This is a genomic window from Corynebacterium sp. HMSC064E08, assembly GCF_001811805.1.
Taxonomy (GTDB): domain Bacteria; phylum Actinomycetota; class Actinomycetes; order Mycobacteriales; family Mycobacteriaceae; genus Corynebacterium; species Corynebacterium jeikeium_D.
Genome location: NZ_KV806692.1, coordinates 132,141 through 152,985, shown reverse-complemented (window position 1 = coordinate 152,985; position 20,845 = coordinate 132,141). Strand labels below are relative to the sequence as shown.

Genomic DNA, 20,845 nt, shown 5'->3' with positions numbered 1-20,845 from the left:
GTGATTAAGAAATCGCTGTCACAGATAAGGGACTTTCTGAGGACTCCGGGGTCAGTGGAGATGGTCATTGCGCTGGTTCTCACGGCTCTCGATGCGCTAATTTTCCGCGAGAGCAACTCTGATCTGTTGTTGCCGACCATTATCGGTGGCCTTCAGGTCATTCTTGTTGCAGTGGCGACCTATCTGCCACTTTTTGCCATGGTGGTTGTCCCAGCGAATTTCTTGGCATTGACTTTCCTTCCCACAGAGCAGGCTCCAATGCAGATTTTCTGCGCGCTTCTCATCGTGGAAGTGATGCGTGCTAACAACAACAAGATGCCGGCGAGGATCACTGCGTTGCTCTTGTTGGTGATCTCAAACTACGACGTCAACACAAGTACTTTCGCACGTGACCATGTCGCGACCTTTGTGACAACACTGCTTTTTGTAATTGCCTACGCCATCGGCATGATGCGCAGTCGCTACAAAGAACAACGCCGGCGGGCAACGATTGAATCTAACCGCGCTCTGGAAGAGCAACGCCTTGAGTTGGCGACCGTACTGCACGACTCCACTGCCAAGTCCTTTACTCGCGTAACCATGCTGGCGCAGGCGCTCGCCATCGAGCGAGAAGGGACCGATGAAAAACTTGAAGAATCCCTGGAGGACATCGCAGAGACCTCCCGAGAAGGCCTGCTACAGCTTCGCCAGTTGCTTTCATTGCTGAAATCAGCTGACGACGAGAGTTCTTTGACCTCCGCTATCGGCCAGGATGAGCGAGTCCCCAGCATGAGCAGGGTGCTTCAACAGGCCAAGGATGAACTGCAGGAAGCTGGGTTTAACGTTTCGCTGGCCACGAAGATTGAAACCGAGCCCTCTTTGACGCAGATTTCAGAGGTTATCTCGCCGGCGCTGTCGGAGTTCTGCACGAACATTCAGAAGTACGGCGAACCGCAAACGAACGTTCACATTCTGGCGCTGAGCAACGAGGAAGATGGCTTCACGCTCGACATCAGCAATCAGATATCGAAGGCGCTACCGCATTTTCTGCCGCGGGCGATGCTCTCGAGCGGTTTGGGGCTTTCCTCACTGCATCGGCGAGTGCGACCGTGGGACGGTTCCATCACGTCAGAACGAGAAGGAAATGTGTGGAATTGCAAACTCCACATGCCACCTACCAACCAGTAGGTTACGCTAGCGTAAGATTGGTGCAGTAGCCGCCTGTGACGAAGATATCTCTCGAAAAGTCCTGGTTAGCGTAGTAATATCACACGATGACAGATATTGTTCGGTTTTTATAACTTCTATGAAAGGTTCGCGGATGTCTGACATTAAGGTTCTCATTGTCGATGACGACCCACTTGTACTCTCGACGCTGCGAACCTATTTCAAGAAGGCACCGCATATCACCGTGGTCGATGAAGCCAGCGATGGCCACGAGGCTCTCAACATTATTGCCCGTGGTGGCGTTGACGTAGTTTTGACCGATATTCATATGCCCAACATGGACGGCGTTGAGCTACTTGAGCGCATTAAGAAGGTGGAGAATCCACCGAAATTCATCGCTATCACCTCATTTGATACCGATGAAACAATGCTGAAAATCTTGAGTCTCGGCGGAAATGGCTACATTCTCAAAACTGCCCGCCCGGAATCTGTCATTGGCACCGTTGAAGATGTCTTCCAGGGTGGCACCGTCATCTCGCCGATTTCTGCGACTCGGCTGATTAAAACTCTGCCGTCCCGCAACATTTCCTCGTACAAGATCACTCAAGCCGAGCGAGAGGTTCTCGGCCTAATCTGCCGCGGTAAGTCAAACCACGACATCGCCAAGGAACTCGGCAAGTCGCCGGGCACTATCAAGAAGCACCTCTCCAGCATGTTCAATAAGTTTGGAGCTACCTCTCGCCTGGACCTGGCGCTGAAAGCAATAGATGCGGGCTTCCACCCGCCGGCATCCGCTGCCGCAGAATAACCAGAGGCTCTGAGATTTGGCCGGGTAGCGGCTCTGAATCGAGCCTTTGCAAGCCCGAGATAGATAGCAAAAAGGGGCATATTCGCTTTCGTGAATATGCCCCTTTTACCCGTGCTGAGTGTGGAGAGAGAACTGTGTAACTACTGGATGGTCACCTCGACATGTCGCTCGCGCGGAGCCACACCGAAGTAGCTGCGCCCAATTGGCTCCCACGTCTTCGAGTTGGCGTTGCAGCGAACTGTCTGTCCGGCGAACTCGTCAACCAGGAATCCCCAGCTCAGACGACCAGTTTCACCCTTGCGCACTTCGTATGGTCCGATCTTCTGCCCGAGGCTCCAAACCATCTCTCGGGAGTATTCCCAGGAGTACTTGCGGTTGAGCTCCTTACTGACCTTCACGCTGACAGAGATATTGGTCCACCACTTCTTGGTCTTGGACTCCTTGATGGTCTGCGTCAGCGGAATCGGCTCATCACCGATGTCATTCTTCGTAGAGACAACGCCCTCAACGTCGTAGCGAGAGCCGGTGATTTCCACGAACTCAGCCACCGAACCCGGAGCTTCACAAGTGGTTCCCGGTGCCGGACCGCGGTCAACTGCCGCCGGCTTGGGCACTGGTACCCACTCCTCCGGCGCGAACGGTTCACCGGCTCCTGGATTCGGGGCGGCCACCGCTGTCGGAGCACCGAGTCCGAGCGCAAAGACCGTCGTCAAGCACATGGCGACAACACGCTTTTTCATAACTGCTCCTAGTCGTTAATCGTGGCGGATGCCGGGCCGCCGTCACCGGAGTTACCGCTGACAGGCGCCCACTGCTGACGGTGCTCGCCCTCCTTGGTGGTCTTGTGCCAGACCACGAAGCGAGTCGACGGCCCCTTGCCGTTGTACTCACCGAAGTAGGGCTCACCGCGCCACAGGCCGGTCTTCTGGTCACAGGTGCGAACACGGCCAATGAAGGACTTCATGTGCACGCCGTAGTCTGCGCGAACAGTCTCACCGGGGTTGACGGTCACCGGGCCCAGCTTGTCGCCAACCGACCACTGACTGACCTCGACGATGCCGTACTTGTTCTTCACCCCGTGGAGGAACACGTCCCACATATTTCCGGAGCTCATGGCCTTCACAGACTCGTTGACTCCCTCTGTCACCTCGAGGGTGTACTGAATAGGGCGGTCAGTGCGGTTGGTGAATGAGTTAGTGCCGTTGTAGCGGTCCCATTCGTCGGTAATCCACTGCTCCCAGGGGTGACGCTTGGCATCCTTGACCGGGTCACACTTATCCGTGTTGGTGAAACCGGTGTGGTGCTCATCTTGGTCAGGGGTCTGGGTCAGCGGGGTCGCCGCGACCTGTCCAACGATGCCTGGCGCAAGAAGACTTGCACCCATCACCGCGCAGGCCAGGGCCTTCTTTTTCACGCTCAACATGGAGAAACTTCCTTCTACTTCGAGGCTTTAGGGGCTCTGGCCGCCTTAAACGGCGTACTCCTTGACCTGCGGAGCAGCACCGTCGACGGAGCGATCAGCTTCGTTGGCGCGCATGGAAACGCGAATGTGACGCTCCTTCGGGATGGTGCCCCAGTACGGACGACCTGCGTCGATCCACTTTCCGCCCTTACAGGTCAGGTGAGTGCCTTCGAAGGACTGGTTCAGGAAGCCATACTCCAGAACACCGGTGTAGCCAGGCTTGACTGGGTACGGGCCGAGGGTCTGGCCAACTTCCCAGGTCTGAGTGGACTGGTAGCCGGCACTGAAGGTGACGTGGAAGAGCTTGAGCAGATCAAAGTCGACCGAACCGCCGACGTTCCAGGACTTGGTCTTGCCTTCCTTCAGGGTCTGAGTCAGCGGCAGGTCGGTGTCGCCGTAGTTAGCGACAGTCGCAGTACCTTCGACCTCGAACTTCGAGCCGGTGATCTTCAGGGACTGGCCGGACTGGCCTTCAACGGAGCAGGTGCCACCGACAGTGCCCGGGGTAGGGGCTGGGGCAGCTTCGGCCATCGGGGCGACAGCCAGCGAGGACATGGTAACCAGGGCTGCAATGGAGCCGGAGAGCAGGGTCTTCTTCACGGCGAAATCCTTTCAGGATGTGACGAGCAACTCGTAAGGAAATACTTGAACTGACACCTGCAAAGGTAAGTCGAAATTCAGCGTTTTGTAATGGAAAATTTTCGACGCGCTTTACGACGGCCACAGCGATTATCCACATAGTAAAAATGGAATCTCACCGATTTCTACCACGCGAAAATACGACATCTAATTGACCTTGACCAGCGATTATGGGCGCCACAATAAGATTTCGGCGATCAATTCAATCGCATCAGAACTACGCCTTTTGAACCAATTCAAAAATGCCTCGGTCGGCCACTTGGTACTAGACAATCAACATTTCGGCCACTAGCCCACCTACATAAAGACACCAGAGAGTAGCCGAATAGCCACCCCCAGGCGCGGGCAGGTAGAGAGACCTCCACACTTCACACTCTTGATTAAATAGTTATGATTTCTTTATTAATCACTGGCGAAGTCCGGCAGTCCACAAAGCCCTGACACTTTGCCGAGGCAGATATCTTTCGGAGTACTACCTAATGTTTCGACGCACTTCCGTTCTTGCTACCACCATTGCATCCGCAGCACTTTCCCTGAGCGCGCTGACCGGCGCTCCGGCCGCTACCGCAGCACCGACAGCTACAACCAGCAGCGACGACCTGCAGGTTAAGGAATACGCTCTTTCCGATACCTTCTCTTGCGACTACTACAACCTCCCGTGGTGCCGCTAAAGAGCGCTGACCCCCTACCCCTCCTCTGCCGCCCCTTCACGTGAGCGCGGCTACTTCGCGGTGCCGTCGAGCCCCTCTAGCAGTGTGGCAAAATCCGTGACATTAGTATCCACCCGCGTGTTTGTACTGCGTCGCTGGTTCGGCTCGCCAACACCCCGATTCCCCTCGCTGGCCCCGCCCGCTGAATGCTCCGCACCCTTTTCTTCAGCTTCGTTCCCAAAATCTGGACCAAAACCGACTACTGCCGAGCGAACACCGACAAGGTACTCGGCAAGCTCACGAGCTGCACGCACCACGCGATTATTCATCTCCGCGCCGGACACTCCGCCGGCGCCATTTCCGGCACCATCGCCAGCACCAAAGTCCTCAGTGGCTGCAAATACAGCAGTCGGCATAACCGTGCCGCGCAGGTAGCTAAACAGCGGACGCATCGCATACTCCAGCACCAACGAATGTCGTGCTGTGCCAGCCGTCGCAGCAATAATGACCGGCATGGAAGTCAGCGCATCCTTATCCAGGGCGTCGAAAAACATCTTGAACAACCCAGAGTAGGACGCTGCGAACACCGGGGTCGCGGCAATCAATCCATCAGCACCGCTGACAGTATCGAGGGCGGCGCGCAATTTTTCGTCGTAAAGCCCTGTGGACATCACAGTGCCGAGGCTGACAGCGAGTTCGCGCAGCTCGACGTACTCAACTTGGACCCCTCGCCACGCTTGGAGACCTGCGCCTCGACGGCCTCCGCGATGCGGTCGGCAAGGATGCGCGTGGTTGATGGATCGGAAACACCGGCACTTACGACGACGAGTTTTTTCACTACTGATTCCTTTCAGCCGGGCGGACGAGAAGGTGCGGGGAATCTACGCCTTCGGCAACCAGCGAGGCATGCGTCGGCGGGTCGGAAGGCACGTGCGCCGGGCGGCGGCGCTCGAACTCTTCACGCAGGACCGGAACGGTTTCGGTTCCCAGGATTTCAACCTGTTCCAACGCCATTTCCAGCGGCAGGCCGGCGTGGTCGATGAGGAAAAGCTGTCGCTGGTAGTCGCCAACGGCATCTGCATAGCCCAGGTAACGTTCGATAATTTGCTCAGGCGTGCCGACGGTCAGTGGAGTGATGTTCTCGAATTCTTCCAGAGATGGCCCATGTCCATAGACCGGGGCATTGTCGAAGTATGGGCGGAAAATCTCCTTGGCCTTCTTCTCCGTCTCAGCGGCGAAGACCTGACCGCCAAGCCCGACGATTGCCTGATCAGCAGCACCATGACCGTAGTGCTCATAGCGCTGGCGGTAGAGGTTGACCATGGCTGTGGTGTGCTCGATATTCCAGAAAATGTGGTTATGGAAGAAGCCGTCCCCATAGAAGGCGGCCTGCTCAGCAATCTCAGTGGAGCGGATTGAGCCGTGCCACACGAAAGGTGCTACACCGTCGAGCGGGCGCGGTGTGGACGTAAAGGACTGCAACGGAGTGCGGAATTGACCTTGCCAATCCACATTCTCCTCACGCCAAAGGGTGCGCAGCAGGTGATAGTTCTCGATGGCCAGCGGAATTCCCTTGCGAATATCCTTGCCAAACCACGGATAAACAGGCCCGGTGTTGCCGCGGCCCATCATGAGATCAATGCGACCTTCGGAAAGGTGCTGGAGGTAGGCGTAATCCTCGGCGATGCGCACGGGGTCGGTGGTGGTAATCAGCGTTGTCGAGGTCGACAGAATCAGATTTTCGGTCTGTGCTGCGAGGTTGGCTAATAAAATCGGCGGATTCGCCGGTGCCACAAACGGTGGATTGTGGTGCTGGCCAGTAGCAAATACATCGAGGCCGACCTCTTCGGCCTTCTTCGCTAGGGCGACAGTTGCCTTAATTCGCTCATGTTCAGTAGGGATTTGTCCAGTCGTGGGATCTTTTGTGACGTCGCCAATTGTAAAAATTCCGAATTGCATAATTCTCAATCCTAAATAGCAGTTGTTGACATGTCAACGCTTGTTATGCTGGGCATAAGCACTTAAAACAACCCCATATGAACCGCCTCCAACCAAAGGAGCCTCGCCCAGTCATGACAAAACCCCGAACCAATCGCCCGACCGGATGTGCGCTTCTAAAAAATATTCGGCATTTTCTTTGAACTTTGTTGACACATCATCACATCTAGAGTTATCGTTGACACGTCAACACCGGAAGTTGGTTCCGGCGGACAAAAATACTTCGAAACATTCGAGATACTTTTAACTTTTAGGAGATTCACTATGGCTCTTCAGCCTGGCAACTACGTTCTTGATGCACAGCACTCCACCGTTGGATTCACCGTTCGTCACGCAATGATCGCTAAGGTCCACGGTCAGTTCACTGAGTTTGAGTCCGTTATTACCTTCGACGCTGACAAGCCGGAGGCATCCACGGCAAAGGCGACCATTCAGGCGAGCTCCATCAACACCAACAACGAGGAGCGCGACAACCACCTGCGCTCGAAGGACTTCTTCGGCACCGACGAAAACCCAACCTTCGAATTCGTTTCCACCGCTATCGAGCTCCAGAGCGAAGAAAAGGCCACCGTTACCGGCGACCTGACCATCAACGGCATCACCAAGCCGGTCACCCTGGATGTCGACATTTTCGGCTCCGCTGAAGACCCATGGGGTCAGACTCGCGTTGGCTTCGAGGCAGCCACCAAGATTGACCGCACCGATTTCGGCATCGATTACAATGCTCCTATTAAGACTGGCGGCCTGCTCCTTGGCAACGAGATTTCCCTGCAGATCGACGGCTCCGCAGTTAAGCAGTAACTAGCAGGCGGGATCCAGCAGCCCGCAACCCAGTAAAGCGTCCTGCATCCTCCTGCAGGGCGCTTTTGCGCAATCAATGTGCAATTAATCTGCCCCCGCTGTGAGAAAAGCATGGTGCGGGAGCAAAAAAGTGGCATGCTTAGACAGGTGAGTTCCAGTAAAGACACTTCCCAGGGCACCGAAACCACCAACGAGACAACGCAGGACGCTCAGACTGCGCAGGCCGCTCAGGCCGAGCAGTCCCGTGCTGCCCGTGTTGCCGCCCGTCGTGGAAACATCAGGGCACCTCGCCGCACTCCACTGAAGACACTGGACCAATCCTCCAAGCTGCAGAACGTCCTCTACGACATTCGCGGTCCGGTGACTACTCTCGCCGAACAGATGGAGGCCGACGGCCACCGCATCATGATGCTCAACACCGGCAATCCGGCAAAGTTCGGCTTTGATGCACCTGACACCATCGTGCAGGACATGGTCCGCGCCCTCCCCCACGCACAGGGCTACTCCGAGTCCAAGGGTATTTACTCCGCACGCCGTGCCGTCGTCACGCGCTATGAGATGGACCCGGACTTCCCCCGTTTCGACGTCAACGACGTCTGGCTGGGCAACGGCGTCTCCGAGCTGATTTCCATCACCACGCAGGCGCTGCTCAACGAGGGCGATGAGGTCCTCATTCCAGCTCCGGATTACCCGCTCTGGACGGCGGCAACCACCCTCGCCGGCGGCAAGGCCGTCCACTACACGTGTGATGAGGAGAATAACTGGGCCCCTGATGTCGAAGACATTCGCTCGAAGGTGACGGATCGCACGAAGGCGATTGTCATCATCAACCCGAACAATCCGACCGGCGCGGTCTACACACGCCAGACACTCGAAGCCATCGTCGATATCGCTCGTGAGCACTCACTCCTGCTGCTTTCCGACGAAATCTACGACCGCATCCTCTACGACGATGCAGAGCACATTTCCACTGCCTCCTTGGCCCCGGATTTGCTCTGTATCACCTTCAACGGCCTGTCCAAGACCTACCGTGTGGCCGGCTACCGCGCTGGCTGGATGGTGCTGACTGGACCGAAGCGCCACGCAGAGGGCTTTATCGAGGGCATCAACTTGCTGGCCAGCACCCGTCTATGCCCGAATGTCCCTGCTCAACACGGCATTCAGGTGGCACTTGGCGGCTACCAGTCCATCGAGGACCTAATCTTGCCAGGCGGTCGCCTTCTGGAGCAGCGCAATGTCGCCTACGAGGGACTGACCTCAATTCCAGGCGTGAGCTGCGTAAAGCCGATGGGCGCCATGTACGCATTCCCGAAGCTGGATCCGAACGTCTACGAAATTCACGATGACGAAAAGCTGATGCTCGACATCCTGCGTGAAGAGAAGATCCTGATGGTCGGCGGCTCTGGCTTCAATTACCCGACGCCGGATCACTTCCGAATTGTCACCCTGCCGTGGGCACGCGACCTGAAGGAAGCCATCGAGCGTCTGGGCAACTTCCTGGTCAGCTACAAGCAATAGCAGTACTTAAGGTTGCGCACGCTGCTGGTTCTTCCCTTCTCACATATCGATGCGCTATTCACTTATGGCCACACTGGAGCGCATCGATGAGTGAGTATTGCATCGATAGGTGGGCCATAGCGCTGATGACCACGGCCCGGCACGCCGGAATGGCGGTACGCCTTCCGGTGCTGGTGCAGCGATTAGGTTATTAAGGGTGGGCAGGCATTCAAAAGATTCAATGAACTCTGACACCCAGCAACCTTTTCGCGTTGCTCCGGGTTCCGACATTGGTGCGCATCTCGACGTACTGAAGAACTCGAACAGCGGCTCCCCTACCGGCCGGTTCCGGGCTGTCAATGCCTCGAATAGCCCCCGTCGGACAACTCCGGTAGCTCCTGCTCGACATGCAGAACCAGCGCAGCCGGCAGCAACTGCGCAGCCAACAGCACCGGTACGGCAAAACGAACCTGCACAAGCCAAACCAAAACCAACGAAACCGCGGCACACCCCCACAAGAGCACGTCGCTTACTGGCCACAGTTCTTACAGTTGCTGGTATTGCCACTTTCCTCGCAGTGATTGGGCTCTGGCCATCGGGTGAAGCTCCGAGCCCAGGGCCGGGATTCCTGCAGTCACAGACGTCAGCTGCAGAGACGGTCAAGGGAACCGTCGTAAAGCACAGCGTCGGCGCGTGCAATTCGCCTGACAACGGACGCGTCTTCGATGACCAGCCGCGGCCAGGACTGGCGGCCTCCCTCAATGACCCCGCGGCGCCGAAATGCCAGCTCTCGGTCATTGAGCTGACCTCGGGCCCAGACGAGGGCAAGAAGACGCTTCTGGAGGCATCCGGCCTGCCCGGAGAAATCGAGCTGGCGGAGGGCGACAAGGTCGTCCTGGCAATTCACCGTCCAAACGCGGCCGGTACCGGAGCTGTCGACAATGGTTCCGTGCCGGATTCGGGGTTGATGACACCGGCTCCCGGAGTTGTGCCCGCGCCTGCCCCTGAGGGCGCAGAGGGTGAGCCTGCTCCTGATGCAGAGGCTCCGGCCCCAGCTCCAGCCCCGGAGCAGGAACCAGCACCTGAATCCGGCGCAGAAGCCCCCGCTGCCCCCGCTGCCCCCGCTGCTCCCGAGGTTCCTGCCACCGACACTAATGTCGTCGACCTCGCACCTCATCAGGTTGTCGACACCGCTAACATCGGAAACACCTACACCTTCCTGGACATGGATCGCACCACGACGATCTGGTTGTGGCTCGGCGCGGCAGTACTTCTCATCATCCTCGTCGGCATGACTCGCGGAGTCTTGAGCCTCATTGGTCTTGGCATCACGCTGGCCGCAGTGATGGGATTCCTGGTTCCGGCACTGCTACGCGGTGGCGATCCTGTGGCCTTGGCTATCACGGCGGGCGCGGCGATCCTCTTCCCGGTGCTCTTCCTCGTACATGGCATCAACTGGAAGTCAGCTTCCGCACTGGCGGGAACACTCACCACGATGGTGCTGGCGGCAGGCCTGGCCAACCTTGCAATCTCCACGTCACAGCTACGTGGTCTCGGCAACGAGGACAACCTGCTCATTCAGCTTTACCTGCCTGACGTCTCCGTCACAGGTCTGCTTCTGGCGGGATTCATCATCGGCGCGTTGGGCGTGCTTAACGACGTCACCATCGCCCAGGCATCGACCGTCCAGGAGCTTTACGAAGCAGCTCCGCGGTCGCGGCCTATGGAGGTCTTCCGCTCGGCAATGCGCGTCGGTCGCGATCACATCGCGTCGATGGTCTACACACTGGTACTGGCGTACCTCGGCACCGCACTACCGCTATCGATTTTGTTAAGCGTCTCCGACCGGCCGCTGATGCAGTCGTTGACCTCCGATGTCGTGGCCACAGAGCTGCTGCGTTCCACCATCGGTGCGGTGGCTTTGGTACTCGCAGTGCCGATTACCACCCTCATCGCCGCCTATACCGTGGCCCCGGAGGGTATGAAGTTTCCGAAGCGCTCGAGGGCGGCTAGCATTTAGCCGCGGCCGAGGCAGGTGACATCCCAGCCTGCGGCACGCCACTGGTCGGCTGGCAGGCAGTTGCGGCCGTCGAGCACTGCTGCACGCTTGACCAGCTTCTTCGCAGCCACCGGGTCGATGTCGCGGAACTGCTGCCACTCGGTGGCGACGACAACCATCTCCGTGCCTTCCAGGGCAGCTTCGATGCTCGGTGCGTACTCCAAGGTCGGGAAATTCTTCTTGGCGTTCTCCATGGCCTGCGGGTCGTAAACGCTTACCGAAGCGCCCGCCAGAGACAGCGAACCGGCAATCGACAGCGCCGGGGAGTCACGCACATCGTCAGAGTTCGGCTTGAAAGCCGCACCCAGCACGGTCACGGTGTGGCCGAGCAGCGAGCCGCCGAAGCTACCGCGTACCAGGTCAACGGTCTTTTCACGGCGACGCATGTTGATTGCATCGACCTCACGCAGGAAGGTCAGCGCCTGGTCAACGCCCAGCTCACCGGCGCGGGCCATGAATGCGCGGATATCCTTCGGCAGGCAACCGCCGCCGAAGCCCAGACCCGCGTTGAGGAAGCGGCGGCCAATTCGGGCATCCATACCGATGGCGTCGGCAAGCGTAGTGATATCCGCACCTGTGACCTCACAGATTTCAGAGACCGCGTTGATGAAGGAAATCTTGGTGGCGAGGAATGCGTTCGCCGACACCTTCACCAGCTCTGCGGTGGCAGTGTCCGCGACGATAAGCGGCGTCTCGCGCTCGAAGATAGGACCGAAGCACTCGCGCAGGCTGTCCTCAGCGATTGACTCGACCTCCTGACCAGCACCATTGAGGATCATGCCCGGCTTCTGGGTGCCCAGCACCACACGGTCCGGCTCCAGGGTGTCCTTTACCGCGAAGCCCTCGCGCAGGAACTCCGGGTTCCAGGCGATCTCGAGGCTGGTGTTCTTCAACTGCTCATCACCGGCTGCGGCGCGCTCACCGATCATCTTCGCAGCCAGCTCCTGCAGGCGCGGTGCGGTACCGACGGGCACAGTGGACTTACCAAACACTAAATGCTTGCCGACGACGCGCTTAGCCAATTCGGTAATAGCTGCGTCCACATAGCGAACATCGGCGGCGTACGAGCCCTTAACCTGCGGAGTTCCGACACCTACGAAGTGGACGTTCGCAAATTCAACGGCTTCGTCGTAGTTAGTGGTGAAACGTAGTCGCCCCGACTCAACGTGCTTCTTTAGCAGTTCGGGCAAGCCAGGCTCAAAGAAAGGAACTTGACCTGCGGACAATGCCTCAATCTTGGCGGGATCAACATCTACGCCGAGAACCTCGTGGCCTAACTCCGCCATTGCCGCGGCATGAGTGGCGCCAAGGTAACCCGTACCAATAACCGTAATACGCATAAGGGCTATTATTTATCGAAAGATAAAAGGCCCTCAAGCCGATTTAACCCTTAAATGGTGTGAACTAAAGGCCCATATTTAGGCTTTCCAACTGCGAAAACTCTTTATTGAACAATTGTTTCCATTTCTTCACCGAGAATTCACTCGGGGCTATTCACAATTCATTTATATTCCGAGTTCATATCCCGAGTTTCAGGTGCCTTATTCCTCATCGCGGAAGTTCAGGTACGCACGCGACGGCGTCGGGCCGCGCTGCCCCTGATACTTCGAACCGAGTTTGCCGGAGCCATACGGTACCTCCGCCGGGGAGGACATCTTAAACAGTGCCAGCTGGCCGACCTTCATGTTCGGCCACAGTGCGATAGGCAAGTTCGCCACATTGGATAGCTCCAGCGTGATGTGGCCTGAAAACCCTGGGTCAATAAAGCCGGCGGTCGAGTGCGTTGCCAGTCCCAGACGCCCCAGCGAAGACTTACCTTCCAGGCGGCCTGCCAGGTGCGGAGGAATAGTGAAGTACTCCAGGGTCGATGCCAGGACGAACTCGCCCGGGTGAAGAATGAAGGGCTGCCCTTCTGGAACCTCGTGCGGGGACGTCAGTTCTTCCTGCGGCAACTTCGGATCGATGTGCGTGTACTGCGAGTTGTTAAAAACTCGGAAGAACTTGTCCAGACGCACGTCGATGGACGAAGGCTGAATCATCTTCGGGTCAAAAGGATCAATGCCGAGATGGCCGGAGCCTTCGGCATCGATAGCGGCACGAATATCACGATCTGAGAGCAACACATAGACCAGCTTAACCGCTCTGTAATGCACAGCGTGCGCGGGTTGCAGGATATGCCCGCGATAAATTCAGCGGAGCTGCTGCCAACCAATTTTTTTCGACGCGAATCGAGAGTGCTACATTGAAGTTACAGAGGGCGACTGATTTCCTGCATGCCACACCTACTGTGCCAATCCCGTGGCGTGCTTTTAATCATTCCGCCTACTGTGTGCCGATGTAGTTCAATGGTAGAACTCCTGCTTCCCAAGCAGGCGGCGCGGGTTCGATTCCCGTCATCGGCTCCACTTAGACGTCGAAAATGATAAGTAGGCGTTTGCGTTAGCGAGTATGCCCCAAGGGGGTCAAGAAAATCGCTTGCGTTAGCGAGTGTATAGCGCGTTAACTCTGACCTGTAGAAACACTTTCCTCTCTTTCGGCTGAGTGAGCGTTTGCGTTAGCAGGCGTTGATTTGGTCGAGGTGGATAGCGTGGTCGGCGACCTCGGTAACGAGTTCAGCATCGTGGGTGATGACGATGACGACGGCACCAGTGTCAGCGAGTTTACGCATTACTCGGGAAATCGCGACAAGGTGTTTGTAGCCAACACCGGACGTGGGCTCGTCGAAGATGTAAACTTTCTTGTTCGCAGCAAGCGCTGTAGCAATAACCAGACGTTGACGTTGCCCGCCAGAGAGTGCTTGCGGATGATCAGCCTCGTGGTCGGCAAGGTCGAGTTCTTCAAGGATCGCGTGGGCATCGATGTGTTGCTTTTCGGCTTTGGTCGTGCCGAGCGTGACTTCGTCGATGACGGTATCTGAGAACAACTGTCGGGTAGGGTCTTGCATCACAAGGTAGGCGTCGCGGCTGGTGAATTTTTGTCCGCCGAGTGTGATGGATGCATGTTTGGCTTTTTCTAGTCCGCAAACAATGCGTGCCAGTGTTGATTTGCCTGACCCGCACGGGCCGAGGAGTGCCGTGATTTTCCCTGCCGGAAACAACACGTGGTTAATATTGAGGACTGTGTTTCCGTGGCGGTAGGCAAAGGCGAGGTTGTCGATTGTGAGCCCTTCACCTTCTGGTTCGGGCAGGCTCGGCATGGATACGGGCACTAGGGATCGCAGCCCAAGCTGTTTGCGCTCCTCATCCGAGGTAGCGTAGAACTCTTCGCCGGTTGCGGTGAGGACAATCTTGCCTTTGTCGAAGCAGTAGACACGGTCGACGATCCCGGAAAGGAAACTTAGCCGGTGTTCAGCAATGATGATGGTGTGTCCATCGGCTTTGAGCCTGGCGATGAGTGTGGCGAGTTGGTCGATAACGTCAGCGGACAAGTTCGCGGTTGGCTCGTCAAAGACGATCAGCGACGTGTTGTTGCACATGGCGACGGAGCAGGCCACGCGTTGCATCTGTCCGCCTGATAGTTGTGTGACGCGGGATTCCAGCAGGTCGGCGATACCTAACTCGGCTGCGACCTCGTCAATGCGGGCACAGATCTCCTGCGGGTCGCGGCCGAGATTTTCTGGGCCGAAGGCGAGTTCTTGGCGCACGTGGGTGGTGTAGAACTGGGTGCGCGGGTTTTGAAACACTGTCGAACAGTGGTGGGCAAGGCGTGGCAGGTCTGTTTGTGCCACGTCAATGTCGTCGACTGTGACGTTTCCGGTAAGGTCGCCGTCGTGGAAGTGCGGGATGAGCCCGTTAAATAGCCGTAGTGCGGTGGTTTTTCCTGACCCGGATGCGCCACACAGCAAGGTGACGGTTCCGGGTGTGATGGTGATGGTTGCGTCGTTGATTGAGGGGTGGTCTGCTCCTCGATAGGTGAAGGTGACCCTAGTTGCTTGGGCTATTGTCATAGGACGATTCTCCATATCGCGAAGCCGATAACGATGAGCAGAATGACTGCGTCGACCACTCGGAATTTCACGACTGTGACTGAGGTGGGCTTTGCGGTTCCGCCCAGTCCGCGCACGAGGGCGGCCGATGCCAGTTCGTCCCCGCTGCGTACCACGGTCGATAGCAGAGGGATTGTGAAGTATTGCGCCGCACGCAGTGAGAGCACGGACATGCCGCGTAGTTTCATGGCATCTGAGATCGCTTTAACTTCGTGGCCGATCACGGGCAGCACACGTAACGCGACTGAGATCGGGATCGTGAAACAGGTCGGGATTCGTGAGCTGGCGAGTGCTTTTTGCAAGGTGGCGGGTCGGATTACGCCGATCGCGTAGGCTCCCATTCCTGCGCTGACGCTGAATCGCCACATCCACTGCAGAAACAGCACGAGGAACGCGCTGGCTGTTGATTTCCAGACCAGGGGTATCACGAAGACGAGTGTGCCGAGAGCCGCAAACGTGGCCAGGTAGACGGCCACCCAGCTCGGGCGCACGAGCGTGTTGGGGTTGATCGTAGCGCTCGTCAGCATCACGGCGGCGAATCCGCCCAGAGTACACACGAACCACGGCGAGTAGGCACTGTAGATCGTGGTGGAGACGATGACGAGCGCTGCGATAATGGTGCGCGGGTCGGGAAGTTTAGACAAGACCGGCCCGTTCAAAGTGTTTGCGCGCGACCCTGGTTCCCAACAGACCAGCAAGCCAGCCCACGATGAGCATCACACCGAAGAAGCCCAGCAGAATCGGAATCGTGACGACCTGTGCCATCTTGGCGGCATACTCGGCACCCATTTGTTCGGCGATCTGCGACATATATGCGTCTTGGTTCATAAATAGCGGAATCCACGGGGAAACATAGATCGGCAGAATAAACAGTGCATATGCCAGCGGGACACGAACTTTCACGCTCTTCGGCCCCTTGGTGATCACCAAGTCAGCGAGCAGGCCGAACACAGCGGCGATCGCAATTCCTCCCACCCAGTGGCCGGTCACGAAGAAGAGGATTTCGATGATAATCAGCATGATTGTCAACGCCCCCATCTTCGGAGTGCGGGCAGTAAACAGCGCAAAGACGATGCCGTTAACGAGGATAGAAAGCAAGAAGCCGGCATACATGGCAGCCGGAATGAACCCGAGCATTCCGAATGCAAACACGATGACGAACATCAAGGCAGTGAAGACGCCGATATTGATGAAGTCGCGCGCGTTGAGGCGCGAGGATGTGGGTGTGGACATAGTTTTTCCTTTTATGTGCTGATATGCGCTGTGTTTAGACGAGTTGCCATCCGCCTGCGTTGATGCGCTCTTGCCAGAAATCGCGGTATTGACCCGGCTGGTTGACCAGCTCGTCGTGGCACCCGCGCTGGGCGATACGCCCACCGTGGGAGAGCACAATAATTTGGTCAGCTTGTCGAATGGTTTCAAGTTTGTGGGCGATCACGATCAGCGTGGAGTGCTTGCGTAGCTCATTCATCGCCGCAACAATATTGGCTTCATTTTCCGCGTCCAATGCGCTGGTGGCCTCATCGAAAAGCACGATCGGGGCCTTCTTCACCAAGGCGCGAGCGATAGAGACGCGTTGCCGTTCCCCACCTGACAGTGCACGCCCGCCAGAACCCGCCAATGAATTCCAGCCATCTGGGAGGCGGTTGACGATTTCCGTCACGCCCGACAGGTCAGCGGCCCACCTGATTTCTTCATCGGTGGCTTCTGGGTTGCCAAGGCGAATGTTGGCTTCGAGAGTGTCGTTGAATAAGTAGACGTCTTGGAAGACAAGAGACACCTGGCGCATCAAATCTTCGGTGGTCTGCTCGCGCACGTCCACTCCGCCAACGCGCACGCTGCCGGACTGCACATCCCAGAAACGTGCAACCAACCGGGCGATCGTCGTCTTCCCGCACCCAGATGGACCAACCAGGGCACACATGCCACCTTGCGGGACATGGAAGGAAATATCACGGAGAACCGGGGTGTCCGGATCGTAGCCGAAGGTGACGTCCTCGAAACGAACATCACCAGGGGCGTTTATCGGTGTAGAGGCATCGGGTTCGGACAGTTCGGGGGCATCCATGACCTTGTCGACGTGGTTCATCTGCTGGCGGCGTTCTTCCAGCCCGGTCATGCAGCCACCGATGTCTTGGAGCATGGTGGTGAACCGCAGGCACATGCCGATTGTGACCACGGCGTTCAGCGCATTCATTTGCCCGCCGAGGGCGAGTTGGGCGGTCAGCCAGATCATCACCACAATGAGCGCTTGAACGAACATCCCATTAATCAGGTTCGCTAGTGTTTCGATCCACAATGCTTTGCGACCCTTGCGGTCAGCCTGTTTGAATGCCCGATCAAGGGCCGGGTAGTCGTCGGCGACATGGCAGGAGCGCAGCGCGCCTTGGCAGGTGGCGAATTCGACCATGCGAGCCGCCAGCTCCGATTCGGCTGGTTCGGAAACCTTCTTGCCCTTATCGAGAAGCACACGGGAAATATGGAGGAAGGCAAGCATGATCGGGAACGCGATCGTCAAGGTCAGTCCCAGCCGCCAATCCCAGAACCAGGTTCCCACAGTGATCACCAGCACGGCCGAGAGTTTTTGGACGAGAGAGAAAATGAAATGTGCCGCCGACTCGCCCAAGTTCATCATTTCCTGGGTGACCATGCGCGACAGCCGTCCAGAGCTACCCGAATCGAACACTCCCAACGGTAGGCGGGCTACTTTGTTACCTACTGCCTGGTGGACGTCGTGAATGAATCCAAGCGCGCCGATATAGCCGGTGCGCATGCCATAAAACTCCGTGCCCACGCCCAGCACCGCGAACACCGCCAAGGCGATGAGCCAGCCCCAAAACGACAGCCCCCACACCGGCATTCCGGTCGCCAAGGCGCTTGCTGCAGGGAGTAGCGCGAGCAGGGCAAAGCCGTGACACAGTCCTGAGACCGCACCCCACGCTTGACCAACCGAAAGGTCTCGCCACGAGGCGGGTTCCATCAAACGCTTAAAGCGTGGCAGCAATAGTTGATTCATCGTGTCATCTCCTCGCATGCACCTTGGGCAAGAAGTGCCTGATAGTGCGCATTACCCAACAACTCGTCGTGTTTACCGACCACAGCAATGCCCCCGCGTTCCATGACGACAATCTGATCCGCGCCCCTGATCGAGGCCAGTCGGTGGGCGATCACAATCACGGTTCTGCCTTTGGCAAGAGTCGAGAGAGCTTGTTGGATTTTCGATTCCGATTCCGGGTCCGCCATCGCCGTCGCCTCGTCCAGCACCAACACTGGGGCATCAACCATGAGCGCCCGGGCGATCGCGATACGGGCTGCCTGCCCGCCCGAAACGTGGGTGTCCTCCCCCAACACAGTGTCGTAACCATCTGGCAGGCTCATGATGAACTCGTCGATCTGCGCTGCTCTCGCCGCCTGCCGCACCTGATCCAAGGTTGCGTCTCGCGCGCCCAGGGCAATGTTGTTGTGGATGGTGTCGCGAATAAGCTGTGCATCTTGCAGGACGAATGCGACCGTCGAATACAACACATCCTGGGAAATGCTCTTTAGATCAACCCCGCCGATGGTGATCGTGCCAGCGTCCGGGTCATCAAAGCGGGCCATCAAACTCGCCAACGTCGACTTCCCCGCACCCGACGGGCCAACCAGCGCGGTCACCGTGCCTGCCGGAATGCTCAGGCTCACCTCGTCTAATGCCTGGGTGTCGTCATAGGCATACGACACACCCCGAATCTCGATATCATGACCGTGTGGTGTCTGTGGCGCATCGGGCTGACTCAACGCCGGTAGCTCCATGACATTCACCAGCCGTACTGCCGCTGAACCTGCGAGCTGATAAGACCAGGCGATGGTTGCGACTGCCATCAACGCTCCCGGCAGCACCAAGGCAATCAACGTCGTCGCTATCACCTCGTAGATGCTCACCCAACCGGCGTTCATCATCAACGCGCCACCGCCAAGGTTCACGATCAACAACACCGGGATCGACACCCACGAAAATGAGGCGACCGACATCGACACCAGCGGCATACACCACGCCCGGTAGAACTTAGAAAACTCGTTAGCTGCATCTAAATAGGCTTTATGTGCTTGGCCAACCTTGCCGAACGCTTTCACCACTGAGATACCGGCAACGAACTCGGCCATCGTTGCCGAAACCTGAGCAAGCTTGGTGTCCATTTCCGCGGTCTTCTCATTCATCCCACGCATCGACATGCCATACATGCCCACATAAACCGGAATCGTCGCAATCGACAGCAGAGCGAGCCGCCAATCCACCACGAACGCATAGGCCAACAAGGCGAGCGGGGAGACGATTGCGTTCAGTTTCTCGATCGGCCCGTGTGCGATCACTGTGTGCACCGTGGCCGTATCATCCTGAATGGTCTTGCGGATCTTCCCTTCGCCCTCGCGGGTAAACCACGACAGCGGAGCAGTCGACATTCGGGCGGCAATTTGCCGACGCATCTGATTACGCAACGACAGGTCAATAAAATGCGTCACGCCCAACGCAACAAAATACAAAGTCAACCGCGCCATGTAAGCAGAAACAAGGAGCATCACGATCCAGTTCACCCGCGCCGGGTCCACCCGGTCTTGCATCAGCGCAGCTCCCAGCTCCACCAAAGCCACATAGGGTGCGATAGCCAACACCCCAGAGGCGAACGTTAAGGCCTGCGCGATAAACAGTTTGCCTTTCACCGGCTGCGATAGCTGACGGATCGCGTTCTGGCCAGCGACTGATTTTTCCTTCGCCGACCCATACTCGCCTTCAACAACCTGATCCGTTGCACTTTCGTTCACGTAAGCACCATCCTTCTTAGGCATGCCTAACCTTACTATATTTCTGGGAGGTGTGTCTACTGTGCACGTCAACTGATACGAACATCACCCTTTCAGGGCAATCCTCACCTGTTCACCGGTGCGGAACACGAACCGGATCGCGTCCTCGGTGACAATGGCGTGGTCGATAAGTGCGCTCCATTGTGCGGGGTGAAACTCGCTCACAGGTTCCCCTGTCAGATCATTCAGGGTTGTGGTGATGGCGGCGTGCTTGGCGGTGTTCGCTGCGATATCTTTTTCCAGGCTTGTTCTACGTGCGAGCGTCTTACGGTAGGTAGTATCGAGTTCGGCGTACGCGGATTGGCAGGCGTCCTGGTCGAGCGCACACCGCTGGTTTTCCGCAATCAGCGCTTCGATCTGCTCGTCTTTCACCGTCGCGCTGCTGCAGGGATGTTCGTCTGTGTATTTATGGTTGCATTGCCAAACTGCGTCTTTGCATTTCGTGTTCGACGCCCACGTTTTACGCCCATACCACGCCCCACACCGAGCACATTCCAGCCGGGTGGAGAACAACCCGACTTTCGCTGACTATATGTTGCCATGCCTGGTGGCGAGTTCGTATTGCATCTGATCCCAGATACGCGGTTCGGTAATCGGCTCATGATTACCTGATACATAGTATTGGGGTACTTCGCCTTCGTTGACCTTCATCTTCTTAGTAAGGAAATCGGTGGTGAACGTCTTTTGCAGCAGGGCGTCGTCCTTGTATTTTTCGTTGGACAGGATGGAGCACACTGTCGAGGTTGACCACACTTCTTTCCCGCGCGGGGTGAGAATCTTGCGGGCAGCGAGCTCGGTTTTAATCTCACTGATCGCTATCCCATCAAGGAACAGCTGGTAGATCAACCGCACGGTCGGAGCCTGCGTCTCGTCGATGACGAGGCTTCCACCCTCGCCTTTCTTATATCCGAGTAGCACCAATTACCCATAATCCCCACGCCGACTCCCGTTTCGAAGGAGT

19 protein-coding genes, 1 tRNA gene and 1 pseudogene are annotated in these 20,845 nt (G+C 57.2%); 7 read left to right on the top strand and 14 right to left on the bottom strand.

The features are described from left to right. The first annotated feature begins 60 nt into the window (after positions 1-60). Together HMPREF2820_RS01405 and HMPREF2820_RS01400 are read left to right on the top strand one after the other, a co-directional pair. Positions 61-1,167 carry a histidine kinase gene (locus HMPREF2820_RS01405; protein ID WP_222865240.1) on the top strand — a complete coding sequence of 369 codons (1,107 nt, stop codon included), beginning with the start codon at positions 61-63 and terminating at the stop codon, positions 1,165-1,167. A gap of 133 nt (positions 1,168-1,300) precedes the next feature. After that, positions 1,301-1,954, top strand: a complete 654-nt coding sequence (locus tag HMPREF2820_RS01400) for a response regulator transcription factor (protein ID WP_016421571.1) — start codon at positions 1,301-1,303, stop codon at positions 1,952-1,954. A gap of 140 nt (positions 1,955-2,094) precedes the next feature. Here HMPREF2820_RS01400 and HMPREF2820_RS01395 read toward each other — a convergent pair whose 3' ends face one another. From HMPREF2820_RS01395 to HMPREF2820_RS01385, 3 genes are read right to left on the bottom strand one after another with little or no spacing between them, the layout of a single operon-like run. Next, a complete protein-coding gene (locus tag HMPREF2820_RS01395) occupies positions 2,095-2,694 on the bottom strand; it encodes a hypothetical protein (protein ID WP_005511781.1) in 600 nt (199 codons plus the stop codon). An 8-nt stretch (positions 2,695-2,702) separates the two neighbouring features. Further along, positions 2,703-3,377: a hypothetical protein gene (locus tag HMPREF2820_RS01390; RefSeq protein ID WP_070595699.1), complete on the bottom strand. Its 675-nt coding sequence runs from the start codon at positions 3,375-3,377 to the stop codon at positions 2,703-2,705. Positions 3,378-3,422: 45 nt separating this feature from the next. Further along, entirely contained in the window at positions 3,423-4,016 is a 594-nt protein-coding gene (locus HMPREF2820_RS01385) for a hypothetical protein (protein ID WP_016421574.1), read from the bottom strand. Between the two features lie 518 nt (positions 4,017-4,534). Between HMPREF2820_RS01385 and HMPREF2820_RS01380 the strand changes: the two genes are divergently transcribed. Continuing rightward, complete coding sequence (locus HMPREF2820_RS01380) at positions 4,535-4,726, top strand: hypothetical protein (protein WP_049191052.1); 192 nt, start codon at positions 4,535-4,537, stop codon at positions 4,724-4,726. A gap of 50 nt (positions 4,727-4,776) precedes the next feature. Here HMPREF2820_RS01380 and HMPREF2820_RS01375 read toward each other — a convergent pair. Together HMPREF2820_RS01375 and HMPREF2820_RS01370 are read right to left on the bottom strand one after the other, a co-directional pair. Continuing rightward, positions 4,777-5,543, bottom strand: a pseudogene (locus HMPREF2820_RS01375) (FMN reductase). After that, a complete protein-coding gene (locus tag HMPREF2820_RS01370) occupies positions 5,543-6,664 on the bottom strand; it encodes a CE1758 family FMN-dependent luciferase-like monooxygenase (protein ID WP_070602396.1) in 1,122 nt (373 codons plus the stop codon). The pseudogene HMPREF2820_RS01375 and the gene HMPREF2820_RS01370 overlap by 1 nt, the downstream one beginning before the upstream one ends. A 303-nt stretch (positions 6,665-6,967) precedes the next feature. Between HMPREF2820_RS01370 and HMPREF2820_RS01365 the strand changes: the two genes are divergently transcribed. The 3 genes from HMPREF2820_RS01365 to HMPREF2820_RS01355 all read left to right on the top strand — a co-directional run bounded on the left by HMPREF2820_RS01365 (position 6,968) and on the right by HMPREF2820_RS01355 (position 11,021). Then, positions 6,968-7,504 (top strand): YceI family protein, encoded by a 537-nt coding sequence (locus tag HMPREF2820_RS01365; RefSeq protein WP_070602394.1) that lies wholly within the window; start codon positions 6,968-6,970, stop codon positions 7,502-7,504. Positions 7,505-7,639: 135 nt separating this feature from the next. After that, complete coding sequence (locus tag HMPREF2820_RS01360) at positions 7,640-9,022, top strand: pyridoxal phosphate-dependent aminotransferase (RefSeq protein WP_306295413.1); 1,383 nt, start codon at positions 7,640-7,642, stop codon at positions 9,020-9,022. 556 nt (positions 9,023-9,578) lie between these two features. After that, entirely contained in the window at positions 9,579-11,021 is a 1,443-nt protein-coding gene (locus HMPREF2820_RS01355; protein WP_070602391.1) for a YibE/F family protein, read from the top strand. On the opposite strand, the gene HMPREF2820_RS01350 is transcribed toward HMPREF2820_RS01355, so the two are convergent. Further along, complete coding sequence (locus HMPREF2820_RS01350) at positions 11,018-12,400, bottom strand: UDP-glucose dehydrogenase family protein (RefSeq protein ID WP_070602390.1); 1,383 nt, start codon at positions 12,398-12,400, stop codon at positions 11,018-11,020. The genes HMPREF2820_RS01355 and HMPREF2820_RS01350 overlap by 4 nt on opposite strands. 201 nt (positions 12,401-12,601) lie before the next feature. Beyond that, positions 12,602-13,183, bottom strand: coding sequence for a dCTP deaminase (gene dcd / locus HMPREF2820_RS01345; RefSeq protein WP_005511764.1), 582 nt, complete (start codon positions 13,181-13,183; stop codon positions 12,602-12,604). A 208-nt stretch (positions 13,184-13,391) separates the two neighbouring features. Between dcd and HMPREF2820_RS01340 the strand changes: the two genes are divergently transcribed. Next, positions 13,392-13,465: transfer RNA gene (locus tag HMPREF2820_RS01340), tRNA-Gly, on the top strand. Positions 13,466-13,614: 149 nt separating this feature from the next. Here HMPREF2820_RS01340 and HMPREF2820_RS01335 read toward each other — a convergent pair. The 7 genes from HMPREF2820_RS01335 to HMPREF2820_RS10995 form a co-directional block, all read right to left on the bottom strand. Further along, positions 13,615-15,006, bottom strand: a complete 1,392-nt coding sequence (locus HMPREF2820_RS01335) for an ABC transporter ATP-binding protein (protein ID WP_070602388.1) — start codon at positions 15,004-15,006, stop codon at positions 13,615-13,617. Continuing rightward, positions 15,003-15,689, bottom strand: a complete 687-nt coding sequence (locus HMPREF2820_RS01330) for an energy-coupling factor transporter transmembrane component T family protein (RefSeq protein ID WP_070437217.1) — start codon at positions 15,687-15,689, stop codon at positions 15,003-15,005. Before HMPREF2820_RS01330 ends, HMPREF2820_RS01335 begins: the two co-directional genes overlap by 4 nt. Beyond that, positions 15,682-16,278 (bottom strand): MptD family putative ECF transporter S component, encoded by a 597-nt coding sequence (locus tag HMPREF2820_RS01325; RefSeq protein WP_070437219.1) that lies wholly within the window; start codon positions 16,276-16,278, stop codon positions 15,682-15,684. Before HMPREF2820_RS01325 ends, HMPREF2820_RS01330 begins: the two co-directional genes overlap by 8 nt. 34 nt (positions 16,279-16,312) lie before the next feature. Beyond that, entirely contained in the window at positions 16,313-18,061 is a 1,749-nt protein-coding gene (locus HMPREF2820_RS01320) for an ABC transporter ATP-binding protein (protein WP_070437222.1), read from the bottom strand. Next, complete coding sequence (locus HMPREF2820_RS01315) at positions 18,058-19,845, bottom strand: ABC transporter ATP-binding protein (RefSeq protein WP_070602446.1); 1,788 nt, start codon at positions 19,843-19,845, stop codon at positions 18,058-18,060. The genes HMPREF2820_RS01320 and HMPREF2820_RS01315 overlap by 4 nt, the downstream gene beginning before the upstream one ends. Before the next feature lie 84 nt (positions 19,846-19,929). Then, a complete protein-coding gene (locus tag HMPREF2820_RS11005; RefSeq protein WP_224433374.1) occupies positions 19,930-20,397 on the bottom strand; it encodes a recombinase zinc ribbon domain-containing protein in 468 nt (155 codons plus the stop codon). A gap of 15 nt (positions 20,398-20,412) precedes the next feature. Next, positions 20,413-20,802, bottom strand: a complete 390-nt coding sequence (locus tag HMPREF2820_RS10995; RefSeq protein ID WP_070429408.1) for a recombinase family protein — start codon at positions 20,800-20,802, stop codon at positions 20,413-20,415. Between the last annotated feature and the right edge of the window lie 43 nt (positions 20,803-20,845).